Genomic DNA, 16,271 nt, shown 5'->3' with positions numbered 1-16,271 from the left:
TTCGCATCGGCTGCTATGTAAAGTGAACAAAATTGATGGTAATCGGCGGGACTTTCATGTGCCGTCGGCAGGGGTTTTATGTACAATACCGCCCTTATTTAAGCCAGTGTCCCTGTCGGTTGGTTGGGGCATTCAATAAGCGATCCGGAACGCCGCGAGGAACCAGTATGTTTTCAGCCGATATGAATATTGCCGATTTTGATCCCGAACTGTGGGAAGCCATGGAAGCTGAAAAGCAGCGCCAGGAACAGCACATTGAACTCATCGCCTCAGAAAACTACACCAGCCCCCGGGTCATGCAGGCTCAGGGCTCTGCGCTCACCAACAAATACGCGGAAGGTTACCCCGGCAAGCGCTATTACGGCGGCTGTGAATACGTGGATATTGCCGAGCAACTGGCTATCGACCGTGCCAAAGAGCTGTTCGGTGCCGATTACGCCAACGTGCAGCCACACTCCGGCTCCCAGGCCAACGCCGCCGTTTATATGGCGTTGCTGAACCCCGGCGACACTGTGTTGGGTATGAGCCTGGCGGAAGGTGGCCACCTGACGCACGGTGCTAAAGTCAACTTCTCTGGCAAAATGTATAACGCTGTTCAGTACGGACTGGACCACGCCACCGGCGAAGTGGATTACGAGCAAGTGGCGCAACTGGCCCGTGAACACAAACCGAAAATGATTCTGGCTGGCTTTTCCGCTTATTCCCGCATTATGGACTGGCAAAAATTCCGTGATATCGCCGATGAGGTAGGTGCCTATCTGATGGTCGACATGGCACACGTGGCCGGATTGGTGGCTGCCGGAGTTTATCCAAACCCCGTGCAAATAGCGGACGTTACCACCACCACCACACACAAAACCCTGGGCGGCCCCCGCGCCGGTCTGATCCTGGCGAAAGCCAATCCGGATCTGGAAAAGAAACTGAACTCAGCGGTATTTCCGGGCGGGCAGGGCGGCCCCTTAATGCACGTCATCGCCGCCAAAGCCGTGTGCTTTAAAGAAGCCATGAGCGACGAATTCAAAACCTATCAAAAACAAGTGGTCGTCAACGCAAAAACGATGGCGCAGGTGTTTGTTGAGCGCGGCTATGATGTGATATCTGATGGCACCGACAACCACTTGTTCCTGCTGTCTCTGATCAAGCAGGACATTACCGGTAAAGACGCCGATGCAGCGTTAGGCAAAGCGTTTATCACTGTTAATAAAAACGCCGTCCCGAATGACCCACGCTCGCCGTTTGTCACCAGTGGTTTGCGGATAGGAACTCCGGCAGTGACTCGTCGTGGTTTTGGCGAAACAGAAGTGAAGGAGCTGGCGGGCTGGATGTGCGATATTCTGGCAGATCTGGAAAACGAGGCACTGATTGCGGAAGTGCGTGAAAAAGTGAAAGCGGTTTGTGCTAGGTTTCCTGTTTACGGGAAGTGATCGTTTGAGTTTTAGAATGTGGCAAAGGAAAGGCCGGTGTTCGTAAGAGCACCGGCCTTTTTGGTTGTGAAGATTTTAAGTTGTGCAGTTACATTTTTGATTCGACGAATGTTACTGCGTCTAGGGGTTCTTGGCCTTCGAATTGAAGGGATCCGATGGTATAGTCATCGGCAAAAAACCAATTATAAATAGTAACGGAATCAGTAGGGCTGTTGGTAAACGAGAGCTTCAAATCATAGCCGACCCGTGAAAGTTGAATATTGTCGGCAGAAATTCCGGTACCGAACTTAAGGATAGATCTATGTGATGTGATTATTTCGTGCTCTGCAACAGTGTCATTTCCGTCACCCAAATTGAACATTATGATGTCTTTCCCGTTCTCTCCGGAGCTGGTGTTGATGGAAATGCTCCCATCGTCATTTATCGAGCCCCAATGACCAAAGATAATATCATCGCCTTTCCCGCCTTGAATGATATCAGCACCGTTGTTTCCAAAAATGACATCGTTGCCATCACTACCATTGATAGTATCGTCTCCTGGTGAGCCTTCGATTGGTTCACCATTGGCCGAGCTAAAGCCTTTATTTATAACCCAGGTGTTCGCATCAACCGGTTCGGCAGCACCGAACTGGATGGATCCGATGGTATAGTCATCGGCAAAAAACCAATTATAAATAGTAACGGAATCAGTAGGGCTGTTGGTAAACGAGAGCTTCAAATCATAGCCGACCCGTGAAAGTTGAATATTGTCGGCAGAAATTCCGGTACCGAACTTAAGGATAGATCTATGTGATGTGATTATTTCGTACTCTGCAACAGTGTCATTTCCGTCACCCAAATTGAACATTATGATGTCTTTCCCGTTCTCTCCGGAGCTGGTGTTGATGGAAATGCTCCCATCGTCATTTATCGAGCCCCAATGACCAAAGATAATATCATCGCCTTTCCCGCCTTGAATGATATCAGCACCGTTGTTTCCAAAAATGACATCGTTGCCATCACTACCATTGATAGTATCGTCTCCTGGTGAGCCTTCGATTGGTTCACCATTGGCCGAGCTAAAGCCTTTATTTATAACCCAGGTGTTCGCATCAACCGGTTCGGTAGCACCGAACTGGATGGATCCGATGGTATAGCCATCGGCAAAAAACCAATTATAAATAGTAACGGAATCAGTAGGGCTGTTGGTAAACGAGAGCTTCAAATCATAGCCGACCCGTGAAAGTTGAATATTGTCGGCAGAAATTCCGGTACCGAACTTAAGGATAGATCTATGTGATGTGATTATTTCGTGCTCTGCAACAGTGTCATTTCCGTCACCCAAATTGAACATTATGATGTCTTTCCCGTTCTCTCCGGAGCGGGTGTTGATGGAAATGCTCCCATCGTCATTTATCGAGCCCCAATGACCAAAGATAATATCATCGCCTTTCCCGCCTTGAATGATATCAGCACCGTTGTTTCCAAAAATGACATCGTTGCCACCCAACCCATAAACAATATCGGCATTACTGGTGCCCTCAAACACATCATCCATCTCTGTCAGCGCAGTACTCAGTCCAACTAAATCCTGAAGTTCACGAAACGTATATTCCTTATCCCCAGCAAATCCAAAAGTGGCAACAGTATTCTCTCTATCAGTAAACCATCCGGTAAAAGTAACACTCCTCGGGCCTTCAGCAGAATTCAACTGCACTTTTAAATCTTCACCTACCACAAACAATGCAACATTCTGTTCGATATAGGGCGCAACAAACTGGACTCGATCGTAGGGTGTTTCTTCCAGGGCATTGTTAATCACTAAGTCGGGAACACTGCTGTCTCTCAGCGTCAAGCTAACGCCGCACTGTGCCGGAATGATCACATTGCCGGTGCCGGTACTTTCGATGATGGCTTTCAGATTGAAAACATCAGGACACTCTAACAGTTCGTTACCACTCAGGCGCAGTTCAGTCAGTGCCAGCAAGGCTGTGAGTGGCGACAGGTCGGCAATGTTGTTGTTGGCCAGATTCAGGTTTTGCAACGACATCAGGTTGCTGATCGTCGTCAGGTCGGTGAGTGCGTTATTGGATACATCCAGCACGGTTAACTGAGTCAGGCCTTGCAGCGCATCAACACTGGTGAGATTGGCGTTGGTCAGGCGAAGTGCAGTCATTCCGCTTAACAGCTCAATTTCATCAAAATTGGCGAATTGGGTATCGGCACAGTTCAGCTCAGTGACTGCGCTCAGGGTGCCGCTGTAGCCAGCCAAAGCAACCGGTGCTCCGTTTTCAACAAACGAACACTTATCGATCTGGCTTTGCAAAAATATCGGTAGTGTTGTGGGGGTTGCCGGTGCTCTGGGTTGTTCTGCGGGTGCGCCGCCACCGCCGCCTCCGCCACAGCCGGTGAGTGTGATCAGTAATGCAGAGGCCGTCATGGCCAGGGTGTTGCGAAATTCCATCTGGGTTTACCTTTTCCTACGGATCAGTTGTAAATGAGATAAGCCTGCACATTCAGGCTACGGTTGAATAGTCGTATTCGGCTAATAGAGACAGAGGGAGCGTTAACAAACGGGGAATTCGGGAGAGGCTGGGAGGGGAAATAATATGATGAGAGCGTTAAAGCGTTAAACGCCGGGTGCAACTGCATAAAATCAGCTGCGTCCGGCGCATTTTTAACTGAGTATCTTTATTTAATAGCCGCTTTAATTGTTAGTGGCTCTATTTATTAGTAGCCCTTCTATTAGAGCCTTTCTAAATAGTAATTCTTTCAAATTACACAACCTGAAATCAGGCAACACTCACTTCTTTTTGCTGCATTGCCTGATTCACCGCGCCGATAATGGCGTTCATCGAAGCAAACAAAGAATCGGCGTGGATCGCTGCGCCCTGGTGGCGTTCGCCCAGGCAATTCACCTGCACCATGGCAACCGCTTCGCTGTCGCTGGAGTGTTGCAGGCTGTGCTCTTCAAAATCCAGCACATCCAGATGAATGCCGAAGTGTTGATTCAGTCCGCTGCAAAAGGCTGATAATGCGCCTTTACCCACCGCGTTGACCGTGGTTTTTTCACCGTTGTGTTCCAGTACGAAACTGATTTCTTCCTGCTCAATGTGCTGCAATTTATAAGACACCACCGACATTGGCCGGGTTGCCATAAAGTGTTGCTGGAATAGCTCCCAGATGCGTTGCGAAGAAATCTCCGCCGCGCTGCTCTCTGCATCTTCCTGCACAATTTTGCTCAACGAAATCTGCATCCAGCGCGGTATGCAAATGCCGTGATCTTTTTCCAATACAAACGCCACGCCACCTTTGCCGGACTGGCTGTTGATCCGAACCACTGCTTCATAGCTGCGGCCCAGATCCAGCGGGTCGATGGGCAGATAGGCTACATCCCAAAGATCGTCTTTATTGCGTTTGGTTAAGCATTTGCGGATGGCATCCTGGTGGCTGCCGGAAAACGCGGTGTAAACCAATTCGCCTGCATAAGGGTGGCGGGGGTGGACTTCGATTTTAGTCACATCCTGCACCACGCTGATGATTTCATCCATGCCGCTCAGATCCAGTTCAGGATCAACGCCGCGGCTGTACAGGTTCATCGCCATGGTGACGATGTCCATATTGCCGGTGCGCTCGCCGTTGCCCAGCAGGGTGCCTTCTACACGGTCGGCACCGGCCATCACGCCTAATTCACCGGCGGCGACACCGCAGCCACGGTCGTTGTGGGTATGCAGGCTGATAATAACGTTGTCACGCTGATTCACGTGACGACAAAAATGTTCGATCTGATCTGCGTACACGTTGGGGGTGGTGACCTCCACGGTGGCAGGCAGATTAATAATGACTTTGTTGTCGGCGTCCGGTTGCCATACGTTGATGACGGCGCTACAGATGTCTACTGCATACTCCGGTTCGGTGCTGGTATAGCTTTCCGGTGAATACTGGAACTGCCAGCGGGTGCCCGGGTATTGGCGGGATTCATCTAACACTTTCTGTGCGCCTTTGACAGCGATCTCGGTGATGCCGGCTTTATCCAATCCGAATACCTGCTCCCGCTGCACGGGGGAGGTGGAATTATATAAATGTACAATCGCTTGCTTGGCACCTTTCAACGCCACAAAAGATCGCTCGATCAACTCCGGGCGGGACTGGGTTAACACCTGGATGGTGACGTCGTCCGGAATCATGTCTTCTTCAATCAAGGCGCGGACAAAATCGAAATCCGGTTGCGAGGCGGCGGGAAACCCCACTTCGATTTCTTTGAAACCGACTTTTACCAGCAGCGTGAATAGGCGTTTTTTCTCATCCACCGTCATGGGTTCGATCAGGGCTTGGTTGCCGTCGCGCAGGTCAACGCTGCACCAGGCGGGTGCTTGGTTGATGACCTTGTCGGGCCAGGTGCGGTCGGGTAATTGCACCGGCAAATAGGGGCTGTATTTGCGATGATCGAATGACATGGTTGCTCCGGTATATAGTTGGGTCTGATTTCGGGACTTTAGGTTGTGCGTCTTTGTCAACAGGTCTGCCCGGGATCGGATTGAGTTGCCGTTCCAGATTTTCCCACCTTGTGAGTGAGTGGCTGTCGAGATAGAGCGGACCTTGTGAGTCCGCCCTTTTTCTTCAGCTCAGGCGATGACCTGATAGGAAAGAAGTGTAGGGGAAGCCGAGTGAAATTTGATTGCTAAAATAGCGCTAATTTGGTGTCTTGTTGGAATTATATTGCTTTGATGTGCTATAAATTGGGTATTAATTGCTTTTGGGTGAGGTTTGGGCGCAATGGACCGTTATGATCGACAGATTTTAGAGGTTTTACAGCAGGACGGACGTATCAGTAACCAGGATCTGGCGGACCGTATTGGTTTGTCGCCTTCCCCTTGTTTGCGCCGGGTACGTCAGTTGGAGGAGGAGGGCTTTATCCGCGGGTATGTGGGATTGCTGGATGAGGTCAAACTGGGTCTGAAAATGACTGCGTTGATTAATATTTCAATGGACAAGCACACCCCGGAGCGGTTCGCGCATTTTGAATCGGCCGTGGCGGAATTCAGCGAGGTGCAGTCCTGTTATCTGATCACCGGACAAAGCGCGGATTACATTCTGAAAGTGGTGGTGGAAGATATGGATCATTATCAGCGCTTTTTGTTGGGTAAATTAACCCGTATCGAAGGGGTGTCGGGGGTGCATTCCAGCTTTGTCATGCGCAAAGTGGTGGATAAGACCGCTATCGCGGTGTCGGAACACGCTTTATAGCGGGTTCGCCGGAGGTGCACTGGTTTTTCCTTGGCGGGCTAGGGTATTATCAGCTCCAATCTACACCGATTCCCGACCCTGAACTTCAGACCCTGACTCTCTTATAGGACGCTACCCGCCATGCATTGCCCCTTTTGTAATACGGACGATACCAAGGTCATCGATTCGCGTTTGGTGGCGGAAGGCAATCAGGTGCGTCGCCGCCGAGAGTGTCTGGCCTGTAATGAACGTTTCACAACCTATGAAAGTGCCGAGCTGATGTTACCCAAAGTGGTGAAATCCGATGGTACCCGCGAGCCGTTCGACGAAAACAAGCTGCGCAGCGGCATCCACCGGGCTTTAGAAAAGCGTCCGGTGAGTGTGGAAGAGGTGGAGCTGGCGATTAACAAGATTTGCCACAAGCTGCGGGCCACCGGTGAGCGGGAGCTGCCATCGCGGCGCATTGGTGAGGATGTGATGAATGCGTTGCGCGATCTGGATCAGGTGGCTTATGTGCGATTCGCCTCGGTTTACCGTGATTTTCAAGACCTTAGCCAGTTTTCAGATGAGATCGCCCGGTTGCAGAAGAATGGCACTGTAACGGGGGTGAAATAAGCCCTCTTGTGGTATACTCTGCGACCGTTTTTTCCGGTACTGGCCCGACTCCATGACCTCAACGCTCTTTAACGCTGCCGACCACCGATTTATGGCTGAAGCAATTCGCTTGGCCTGGCGTGGTTTGTACACGACACACCCGAACCCGCGCGTGGGTTGTGTGCTGGTGAACAATGGGCAGATAGTGGGGCGGGGCTGGCATCAGACCGCAGGTCAGGGCCATGCCGAAGTCAATGCGATTGCCGATGCTGCAGCCCGGGGGTTTGATATTAAGGGTGCAACGGCTTATGTCTCCCTTGAACCCTGTAGCCATCAAGGCAAAACGCCTCCCTGTGCGAATGCGCTGATTGACGCCGGTGTCGGCAAAGTCATCAGTGCCATGCAAGATCCCAATCCCCTGGTGTCCGGTCGCGGGCATCATATGCTACAGGCCGGCGGTATCGAAACCGCGTGCGGTTTGCTGCAAAGCCAGGCTGAACAAATTAATCCCGGATTCAATAAACGTATGCGCTTGGGTCGCCCCCGGGTGATGGTAAAGTCCGCCATGAGCATGGACGGTCGGACCGCGATGGCCAGTGGCGAAAGCCAGTGGATTACCAGCGCGGCGTCACGGGCCGATGTGCAGCGCCTGCGGGCGAGGGTGCAGGCCATTGTCACCGGTGTTGAAACTGTAATAGCCGATAATCCCGCCATGACGGTAAGACCGCAAAGCTGGCCGCAAGCGCTGGACGGCGATAGCCAATGGTCCGGCTGGTGCTGGCCGCAAGGTGTTAATCCGGTGCAACCGTTGCGGGTCGTGCTGGATTCTACCCTGCGTACGCCGGTTGATGCCGCTATTTTAAGGCAGCCCGGCGCGACCTTGATTTTGTGTCGTGAACTGGATGCAGGAAAAGCCATTGCGCTGGAAATGGCGGGTGCCGAAGTGATGCAGATGCCTGGTCAGGATAAAAAGCAGGGTATCCATCTCGATGCCGTACTGGAATTATTAGCCCAGCGTCAGGTCAACGATGTGTTAGTCGAAGCGGGATCACAGCTGGCAGGTAACTTTATTGATCAGGGCCTCACGGATGAGTGGATTTGCTATGTGGCACCGATGCTGATGGGCAGCAGTGCTCGTCCGGTGTTGGCGCTGCCGGCAATCGACACTATGGCACAGGCCCGTGATCTGTCGTCAAACCTGCAATTGAAGGCGTCGCGCTCAGTCGGGCAGGACATCCGTATGACCTATCTTGCCGTGCCGACCGCTTCTACCCAGGAGACCCAATAGATGTTTACGGGAATTATCGAATCCGTTGGCAAGATCGCCAATATGGAACCCCGCGGCGGTGATATGCGGTTGCGCATTAACACCCATAAGCTGGATCTGGGGGATGTAAAACTGGGCGACAGTATCGCCGTGAACGGTGTCTGTCTTACTGTGATTCAGTTGCCCGGTGATGGTTTTTGGGCTGATGTGTCCCTGGAAACCCTGGCTCATACCAGTTTCAAACAATTGCAGACCGGTTCCAGGGTCAACCTGGAAAAAGCCCTGACCCCGCAAACCCGTCTGGGAGGGCATATGGTGTCCGGTCACGTGGACGGCCTGGGTGAAATTGCTTCCCGTCACGAAGATGCCCGCTCCATCCGTTTGCAGGTAAAGGCGCCGGATGATCTGGCGAAATACATTGCACACAAAGGCTCCATTTGTGTGGATGGCATCAGTCTGACAGTGAATGCCGTCAGCGGAGCCCTGTTCGATCTGAATATTGTCCCCCATACTGTGCAGGAAACCACGGTCGGTCAATGGCAGCCCGGCGTGAAGGTGAACCTGGAAGTGGACGTCATTGCCCGCTACCTGGAACGCTTACTGTTGGGCGAGAAAGCAGCCGATCCGAAGCAGGAAGGGGATATCACGCTTGGATTTTTAGCGCAAAACGGTTTTTTAAAGTAGGCCTATAGATTATGCAATTGAACACAATTGAAGAACTGATCGAAGATATTCGCCATGGCAAAATGGTGATTTTGATGGACGATGAAGATCGTGAAAATGAAGGCGATCTGGTGATTGCCTCCACCATGGTGCGTCCCGAAGACATTAATTTCATGATCAAGCAGGCCCGTGGGTTGGTGTGTTTGACGATGACCCGTGAACGTTGCCAACAATTAAATTTACCTTTGATGGTGAGTGGGCCTAACGGCTCCCAATTCGGGACCAACTTCACGCTCTCTATTGAAGCGACTGAAGGCGTGACAACCGGAATCTCCGCCGGCGATCGCGCCCGCACAGTGCAAGCGGCGGTAGCCCGTGACGCCAAGCCCTCGGACATCGTTCAGCCCGGCCATATTTTCCCTATCATGGCGCAGCCCGGTGGTGTATTGCGCCGCGCAGGCCATACGGAAGCTGGCTGTGATCTGGCTCGATTGGCTGGCCTTGAAGCGTCCTCGGTCATTGTGGAAATTATTAATGAAGACGGCACAATGGCCCGGCGCCCGGATCTGGAGGCCTTTGCTCAGGAGCACGGGCTGAAAATCGGCACCATTGCCGATCTGATTCATTACCGCACGGTAAACGAGCGCACCGTGGAAAAACTGCGCACTGAAAAATTCCCTACTCAATACGGGGAGTTCAATCTGACTTTATTCCGTGATCTGATCGACGGCCAGGTGCATCTGGCGCTGGTAAAAGGCGATGTATCGCAGGTAGAAGCCCCTTATGTGCGTGTGCACGTGGCAGATCCGTTGCGGGATTTGTTGCTGTCCATTAAAGAAAACTCCAGCGGCTGGAATCTGCAGAAGTCGTTACGTTTTCTGGGAAAAAGCGACGATCCCGGTGTGATTCTATTGCTGGGCGATTCGTTCGAAAAACACAACGTGGAAGAGCTGGTGGACAGCTTCACCACCGGCAGGCAACCGGCGCGACAAACTACCGGCGACGGCACTGGCATTTATCGCACTATCGGCACCGGCTCGCAGATTTTACGGGATCTGGGGTTGAGCAAAATGCGTCTGCTCAGCTCGCCAATGCGCTTTAACGCGCTCTCGGGTTTCGATTTGGAAATCGTGGAATACGTCGACAGTGATATTTGATGCGTAATCCCTGCATCTCTAATTTTTAAATTCCGGTTAAAAGTACAAAGGTAATTAGAACGATGACAAAGGTAACGGTTTTGGAAGGTGATTTTTGTGCAACCGACGCGAAGTTCGCGATTGTGGTGGCGCGCTTTAACAGTTTTGTTGTGGAAAGCCTGTTGAGTGGCGCGCTGGATGCGTTGGCGCGGCACGGTGTTAGCGAAACTAATATTGAAATTATCCGTGTGCCCGGTGCATTCGAGATGCCCCTGGCAGTGAAGCAGGTCGCGAAGAAGCGCAAGCCGGATGCCATCATTGCATTAGGCGCTGTGATTCGTGGCGGAACGCCGCATTTTGATTTTGTGGCCGGTGAGTGTACCAAAGGCGTGGCAAACGTGATGCTGGATAGCGATATTCCGGTTTCTTTTGGTGTGTTGACCACCGATACCATCGAACAGGCAATTGAGCGTTCCGGCACTAAGGCCGGTAACAAAGGCGCAGATGCAGCGATCGGTGCGTTGGAAATGGTTAGTTTGCTGCGCGCTCTGTAACTGAGGCTGGACCGATATCATGAAATCCCAAAGCCAAAAACCCGCGCACGCAGCACGACGCAAAGCCCGTCGTTTTACTGTGCAGGCGTTGTATCAATGGCAGATGACGGGCGCGAATCTACGCGAAATTGAAACCCAGTTCAGGGTGGATAATGATTTGCGCAAGACCGACAGCGCGTATTTTCACGAGCTGTTGCACGAGATCCCCAAATGCATCAATGAGCTGGACGGTTATTTCATCCCTTTTTTGGATCGGGAATTAAAGGATCTGGATCAGGTTGAACTGGCAATTTTGCGTATTGGCACCTATGAATTAAGTAAGCGGGTGGATGTTCCCTATAAAGTGGCAATCAATGAAGGCATCGAATTAGCAAAATATTTTGGTGCAACGGAGAGTCATAAATACGTGAACGGCGTGTTGGACAGGGTGGCGCAAAAGCTGCGTGTTCTGGAAGTAAAGGCGGAGCCGAAAGCCGCTGCGGAGCCCGACGCGGACAAAGCGCCAGAAGCTGAAGTGAAAAGTGGAAGCAGAAAAATTCAGCTTAAAGCAAAATCGAAAATCTCTTACAAGCAAAAGTCGGATCAAACCGACACTAAACCAACGGAGTAGGAATGCGGTGGCATGGGGTGAATGAGTTTGCATTGATCGAAACACATTTTAAGCGCCTGGCCATGGAAAACGTGTCCGTTGCGGTGGATTTGGGGATTGGTGATGATTGTGCGCTGGTGTCGGTGCCTGCGGGCAAGCAGTTAGCGATTTCAACCGATACGTTGGTGCAGGGAGTCCACTTTCCAGATAACACCGGGGCTTTCGATATCGGTTACAAGGCGCTGGCGGTGAATCTCAGTGACCTGGCCGCGATGGGAGCTGAACCCGCCTGGTTCACGCTTTGTCTTACTTTGCCCGATCCCTCCACTCAATGGATATCGGAGTTCTGTCAGGGCTTATCCGCCTTGATCCGTGATATCCCGGTACGCCTAATCGGGGGAGATACCACACGGGGCCCGCTCACGGTGTCGATTCAAGTGATGGGGCTGGTGGAAAAGAATCGCAGCCTGTTGCGTGGGGCTGCCCGCGTCGATGACGATATCTACGTATCCGGGTATCTGGGCGGTGCCGCTGTTGGATTGAAGCTGCTGCAACAACAGGCAACAGCAAAAACACATCAGCACCCCCGGCTGACAGAAGATTTGCTGGAAGCCATTCAACGGATCAACCGCCCGATGCCCAGAATGAACCTGGGCCGGGGGTTGCTTGGGCTTGCCAATGCCTGCATTGATATTTCCGATGGCCTGCTGGCTGACTTAAATCACATCCTGAACCAGAGCCAGGTCGGTGCCATGCTGGATCTGGAGTCCATTCCCATTGCTCCGGCGCTGCAAAATCCGGAAGGTTTGAAAACCATTGGTTTTGAACCGCCGGAACTGGAGCAAGCGCGCTTTTTTGCCCTCACCTGGGGGGATGATTATGAGTTGTGCTTTACAGCAAAGCCGTCACAGCGGGAAGAAATCCAGCGTTTGTCGGAATTATTGAAGGTGCCAATCAGTCGCATCGGACAGGTAGTGGCGCAGTCCGGTTTGTACGATATCAGTGCTCCGGGCAAGCCCTTAGAAGCGGGTGGATTTAGCCATTTCTAGTCTGGGCTACGGCCTGAAAATCAAATTAAAACAATGAGATAGTGTATTAATGAACTCCGTCCCGGCCAGTGCTTTCAAAAACCCGATACACCTTTTAGCCATCGGTTTAGGCAGCGGAGCCGCTGCCAAAGCACCCGGCACCTGGGGTACTTTAGTGGCCATGGTGTTGTATTGGCCCCTTTCGCAGCTCGATAACATTGTCTATTTTGTGGTATTGATAGTCGCAACCCTGGTTGGCTTCTATATTTGCGACAAAACCTCCAGGGATTGGGGAGTGCACGACCACAAGGCCATTGTCTGGGATGAGTTCGTGGGATATTGGATCACCATGTTTCTGATCCCTGCGACCTGGTATTGGATGTTGACAGGATTTGTCCTGTTCCGGTTGTTCGATATCTGGAAACCCTGGCCCATCCGCTACCTGGACCGTAACGTCAAGGGGGGGGTGGGCATTATGGTGGATGACATCGCGGCAGGGCTAGTCGCCTGGGCTGTGCTACACATAATTGTACAAATAGTTGCGCTATAACATTGAATCCAAAGGTTTGTTTAGGTTGGCTTAAATTATGAGAAAAGTGACGTTTTTCAGTTTCCTGTTGTTATTGGCCAGTGCGAGCGCGTGGTCTGCATCGAAATACGATTCAGATAAGGGGGCTGTCGGGGCGCCTTCAGAGGCAGCAGTTATACCTCATCCGAACGCGCTGTTTGCACCTGACCGGCCCCATATGAGTAACGAAGACGCCAGTAAATTACTGTTTTCCAAAATCCGGCTGGTCACCCGCACCAACACCGCATTTTTGCAATTACCCAATGATCGGTTGGGCGAGCGCTATTTTGGTGATCGATTCGAGCGCTCCGAGGAGTATGTTGATTTCCAGCAAAAACTAAAACAAACCATGCGCGACAGCGTGTTGGCATCCGACCGGGTTAACCGCGCCGTTCCGCTGCCGGATTTTTTTGCTGCAGATCAACTGTCTCTGGCGCAAATGCGAGAAGCCGCATTGCGTCTGCAGGTTCACCTGCTGGTGATCTTTAGTGTGAACAGTAACGTGTTCACGGTGGGGAACGCTGCCGGAGACAATGTAAAAGCCTATGCCAACTGCGAGATTGCGTTGCTGGATACGCAATCCGGATTGCTGCCGTTTACTAATTCGATCATGGCGAAAGTGCAGACGGCGAAACTGAAATCAGATGTCAGCGATAGCGGCACCAGCAAGCGCGCGGAGGAAGACGCGTCAGTCCAGTGTTTGCAGACATTGGGAAAATCGGCCGCAGCGTATCTGAATTCAATCCCCCTTTAGTTCTATGCGCATACTGTCTACCTGAAATAGGGTTATTTCCTGTTACAAATAGCCAGATGGCGGCCAGGTAGGGGCGCGAGCCCTTGTTTTTAGTGACAATTCGTATCGCAATGGTGATTGCTCTGTTTCTCTCCGGGGGATTGGCTGGAGTCATTCCCTGGAAGTAGGTATGATTTAGCAGCATAGATACCCCTACCTAAACAGGAATTTCATACATGGAAATTATTAAGACCCTTGGCGAGTTTATTATTGACCGCCAGATGGAGTATCCGGACGCCAGCGGCGAACTTACCTCACTTTTTTCTTCTATCCGGTTAGCGGCAAAAATATTACACCGTGAAATCAACAAAGCCGGTCTGGCGGATATTACCGGCGCAGCCTCCTCCGAGAATGTGCAGGGCGAACAGCAGCAAAAGCTGGATGTGTTCGCCAACGAGCGCTTCATCAGTGCTCTGGCACAGCGCGGAGTGGTGTGTGGTATAGCCTCTGAGGAAGAAGAGCAGTTTGTAAAGTTTGAAGAAACGAAAAACCTGGATGGCAAATATGTCGTGTTGATGGACCCTCTGGATGGTTCCTCCAATATTGATGTTAATGTGTCTGTGGGCACTATCTTTTCCGTGTATCGCCGGGTTTCACCGGTGGGCAGCCATGTGACAGAAGAAGACTTTCTGCAGCCAGGAAATAAGCAAGTGGCTGCGGGTTACGTAATCTATGGTTCTTCTACGATGTTGGTGTACAGCACGGGCAACGGGGTGAACGGTTTTACTTATGATTCCACTATCGGCGTGTTTGCTCTGTCCCATCCTAACTTGCAGATTCCAAAGGACGGCACCATTTATTCCGTGAATGAAGGTAACTACATTCATTTCCCGAACGGAGTGAAGAAATACATTAAATATTGCCAGGAAGAAGATGCAGATACGCAGCGCCCTTATACTTCCCGCTATATCGGTTCGTTGGTGTCGGATTTTCACCGTAACCTGATCAAAGGCGGACTTTACCTGTATCCAAGTTCAGGTCGCTATCCTGAAGGCAAACTACGCTTGTTGTACGAATGCAATCCGATGGCGTTTTTGATTGAGGCAGCCGGTGGTAAAGCCATTGCCAGTCCGGGACAGCGTATACTGGATATTGAGCCGACCAAGTTGCACCAGCGCTGTCCGCTGTTTGTAGGTTCGCCCAATATGGTGGATAAACTGGAGCAATTCATCACGGAGTTTGAATAACCCATTTCGTTACTACCACGGACGGTGTCTATGCCATTGAACAGTCAATTCCGGTTAACCGCAGCAGGCTTTAGCAAAGGCATTCTGCGGGCGGTGACATGGGGCGTGGTATGGAGTGTGTGTGTTCCCGGCTCTGTCCAGGCGGTCACCACCGAACAAGCGGAAGTGGAACCTGAAACCATTATCCAGGGGCTGGATCACCCCTGGAGTCTGAAGTTCTTACCCGATGGCCGCATGCTGGTGACGGAGCGTTCCGGCTCTATGCGTCTGGTCGAAGATGGCAAACTCAGCGAGCCGCTGTCCGGCCTGCCCGAAATCTGGGTAGGCGGCCAGGGTGGCCTGATGGATGTGGCGATTCAGGACGACTGGATTTATTTCAGTTACGCTGAACCCAATGGAGTGCCTTTTATGAATTCCACTGCCGTGGCTCGCGGTCGACTGAAAGGCCATAGCCTGATGGATGTGGAAGTCATTTTCAGACAAAAACCGAAATACCTATCCCGTGCGCACTTTGGCTCTCGTCTGGTCTTCGCCAAAGACGGTACTTTATTTGTTACCTTGGGTGAACGTTTCCGCCCCCGGGAGGATGCACAGACTCTGGATAATCATCTGGGTAAGATAGTCCGTATCTTGCCTAATGGTAAAGCGCCCGCAGATAACCCTTTTGTCAAAACCGAAAATGCCCTGCCTGAGATTTGGTCTTATGGTCATCGTAATGTGCAGGGGGCAACCCTGCATCCGCAAACCGGCGTGCTATGGACTCATGAGCATGGTCCGCAAGGTGGTGATGAAATCAACCTGCCGCAAGCGGGCAAAAACTACGGCTGGCCGGTCATTACCTATGGTGAAAACTATGGCGGTGGTAAAATCGGTGAAGGTACAGAGAAAGCCGGCATGGAACAGCCCTTCTACTATTGGGTGCCTTCCATTGCTCCTTCCGGAATGACATTTTATTCCGGTGATGCGTATCCGCAATGGAAAGGGGATTTGTTTGTAGGTTCGTTGAAGTTTCAGCAGTTGGTGAGGCTGGAGCTGAAGCAGGATAAGGTAGTCGGTGAAGAACGGATGTTCAAAAAGGAAATTGGTGAGCGAGTGCGTGATGTGGTGCAGGGGCCGGATCAGCTATTGTATTTGTTAACCGATGAGGACAACGGTAAGATTTATCGCATCAATCCGGTGCCTCAAAGCTCTGAAAACGAATAAATAAACCGGATCCTGTACCTGAACCCTGTTGCTATCCGGTGACCTTGCCGGTTGCCGGCG

The 16,271-nt window shown here is 51.5% G+C and carries 14 protein-coding genes and 1 pseudogene; 13 read left to right on the top strand and 2 right to left on the bottom strand.

Annotated elements, in window-relative coordinates:
* Window positions 1–167 precede the first annotated feature (167 nt).
* A complete protein-coding gene (gene glyA / locus FT643_RS04615; protein WP_156869687.1) occupies window positions 168–1,424 on the top strand; it encodes a serine hydroxymethyltransferase in 1,257 nt (418 codons plus the stop codon).
* Between the two features lie 88 nt (window positions 1,425–1,512).
* On the opposite strand, the gene FT643_RS04610 is transcribed toward glyA, so the two are convergent.
* Both FT643_RS04610 and leuA read right to left on the bottom strand, forming a co-directional pair.
* Window positions 1,513–3,867 (bottom strand): calcium-binding protein, encoded by a 2,355-nt coding sequence (locus FT643_RS04610; RefSeq protein WP_156869685.1) that lies wholly within the window; start codon window positions 3,865–3,867, stop codon window positions 1,513–1,515.
* Window positions 3,868–4,195: 328 nt separating this feature from the next.
* Complete coding sequence (leuA, locus tag FT643_RS04605; protein WP_156869683.1) at window positions 4,196–5,860, bottom strand: 2-isopropylmalate synthase; 1,665 nt, start codon at window positions 5,858–5,860, stop codon at window positions 4,196–4,198.
* 310 nt (window positions 5,861–6,170) lie between these two features.
* Between leuA and FT643_RS04600 the strand changes: the two genes are divergently transcribed.
* The 12 genes and pseudogenes from FT643_RS04600 to FT643_RS04545 all read left to right on the top strand — a co-directional run bounded on the left by FT643_RS04600 (window position 6,171) and on the right by FT643_RS04545 (window position 16,211).
* A complete protein-coding gene (locus FT643_RS04600; RefSeq protein ID WP_317621945.1) occupies window positions 6,171–6,650 on the top strand; it encodes an Lrp/AsnC family transcriptional regulator in 480 nt (159 codons plus the stop codon).
* Between the two features lie 120 nt (window positions 6,651–6,770).
* Window positions 6,771–7,244 (top strand): transcriptional regulator NrdR, encoded by a 474-nt coding sequence (gene nrdR, locus FT643_RS04595; RefSeq protein ID WP_156869679.1) that lies wholly within the window; start codon window positions 6,771–6,773, stop codon window positions 7,242–7,244.
* A 52-nt stretch (window positions 7,245–7,296) separates the two neighbouring features.
* On the top strand, window positions 7,297–8,511 hold the full coding sequence (gene ribD / locus FT643_RS04590) for a bifunctional diaminohydroxyphosphoribosylaminopyrimidine deaminase/5-amino-6-(5-phosphoribosylamino)uracil reductase RibD (protein WP_156869677.1): 1,215 nt from the start codon (window positions 7,297–7,299) through the stop codon (window positions 8,509–8,511).
* Entirely contained in the window at window positions 8,512–9,174 is a 663-nt protein-coding gene (locus FT643_RS04585) for a riboflavin synthase (protein ID WP_156869675.1), read from the top strand.
* 11 nt (window positions 9,175–9,185) lie between these two features.
* Window positions 9,186–10,310, top strand: a complete 1,125-nt coding sequence (gene ribBA / locus FT643_RS04580) for a bifunctional 3,4-dihydroxy-2-butanone-4-phosphate synthase/GTP cyclohydrolase II (protein ID WP_156869673.1) — start codon at window positions 9,186–9,188, stop codon at window positions 10,308–10,310.
* Between the two features lie 62 nt (window positions 10,311–10,372).
* Window positions 10,373–10,843, top strand: coding sequence for a 6,7-dimethyl-8-ribityllumazine synthase (gene ribH / locus FT643_RS04575; protein WP_156869671.1), 471 nt, complete (start codon window positions 10,373–10,375; stop codon window positions 10,841–10,843).
* Between the two features lie 19 nt (window positions 10,844–10,862).
* Window positions 10,863–11,303: pseudogene (gene nusB / locus FT643_RS04570) on the top strand (transcription antitermination factor NusB); the annotation flags it as partial.
* Between the two features lie 152 nt (window positions 11,304–11,455).
* Window positions 11,456–12,481, top strand: a complete 1,026-nt coding sequence (gene thiL, locus FT643_RS04565) for a thiamine-phosphate kinase (protein ID WP_156869667.1) — start codon at window positions 11,456–11,458, stop codon at window positions 12,479–12,481.
* A 49-nt stretch (window positions 12,482–12,530) separates the two neighbouring features.
* Window positions 12,531–13,010 carry a phosphatidylglycerophosphatase A family protein gene (locus tag FT643_RS04560; RefSeq protein ID WP_156869666.1) on the top strand — a complete coding sequence of 160 codons (480 nt, stop codon included), beginning with the start codon at window positions 12,531–12,533 and terminating at the stop codon, window positions 13,008–13,010.
* 37 nt (window positions 13,011–13,047) lie between these two features.
* Complete coding sequence (locus FT643_RS04555; RefSeq protein WP_156869664.1) at window positions 13,048–13,782, top strand: hypothetical protein; 735 nt, start codon at window positions 13,048–13,050, stop codon at window positions 13,780–13,782.
* Window positions 13,783–13,997: 215 nt separating this feature from the next.
* Window positions 13,998–15,008: a class 1 fructose-bisphosphatase gene (gene fbp / locus FT643_RS04550; protein WP_156869662.1), complete on the top strand. Its 1,011-nt coding sequence runs from the start codon at window positions 13,998–14,000 to the stop codon at window positions 15,006–15,008.
* A gap of 30 nt (window positions 15,009–15,038) precedes the next feature.
* Entirely contained in the window at window positions 15,039–16,211 is a 1,173-nt protein-coding gene (locus FT643_RS04545) for a PQQ-dependent sugar dehydrogenase (RefSeq protein ID WP_156869660.1), read from the top strand.
* The last annotated feature ends 60 nt before the right edge of the window (window positions 16,212–16,271 follow it).

The organism is Ketobacter sp. MCCC 1A13808, from assembly GCF_009746715.1.
Classification (GTDB): Bacteria; Pseudomonadota; Gammaproteobacteria; order Pseudomonadales; family Ketobacteraceae; genus Ketobacter.
The sequence above is the reverse complement of the archived record's forward strand: the minus strand, read 5'-3'. Positions and strand labels throughout refer to the sequence as shown.

Coding starts and splice junctions, on each gene's coding strand:
- glyA (WP_156869687.1), top strand. CDS start 168: ATGTTTTCAGCCGATATGAATATTGCCGATTTTGATCCCGAACTGTGG.
- FT643_RS04610 (WP_156869685.1), bottom strand. CDS start 3,867: ATGGAATTTCGCAACACCCTGGCCATGACGGCCTCTGCATTACTGATC.
- leuA (WP_156869683.1), bottom strand. CDS start 5,860: ATGTCATTCGATCATCGCAAATACAGCCCCTATTTGCCGGTGCAATTA.
- nrdR (WP_156869679.1), top strand. CDS start 6,771: ATGCATTGCCCCTTTTGTAATACGGACGATACCAAGGTCATCGATTCG.
- ribD (WP_156869677.1), top strand. CDS start 7,297: ATGACCTCAACGCTCTTTAACGCTGCCGACCACCGATTTATGGCTGAA.
- FT643_RS04585 (WP_156869675.1), top strand. CDS start 8,512: ATGTTTACGGGAATTATCGAATCCGTTGGCAAGATCGCCAATATGGAA.
- ribBA (WP_156869673.1), top strand. CDS start 9,186: ATGCAATTGAACACAATTGAAGAACTGATCGAAGATATTCGCCATGGC.
- ribH (WP_156869671.1), top strand. CDS start 10,373: ATGACAAAGGTAACGGTTTTGGAAGGTGATTTTTGTGCAACCGACGCG.
- thiL (WP_156869667.1), top strand. CDS start 11,456: ATGCGGTGGCATGGGGTGAATGAGTTTGCATTGATCGAAACACATTTT.
- FT643_RS04560 (WP_156869666.1), top strand. CDS start 12,531: ATGAACTCCGTCCCGGCCAGTGCTTTCAAAAACCCGATACACCTTTTA.
- FT643_RS04555 (WP_156869664.1), top strand. CDS start 13,048: ATGAGAAAAGTGACGTTTTTCAGTTTCCTGTTGTTATTGGCCAGTGCG.
- fbp (WP_156869662.1), top strand. CDS start 13,998: ATGGAAATTATTAAGACCCTTGGCGAGTTTATTATTGACCGCCAGATG.
- FT643_RS04545 (WP_156869660.1), top strand. CDS start 15,039: ATGCCATTGAACAGTCAATTCCGGTTAACCGCAGCAGGCTTTAGCAAA.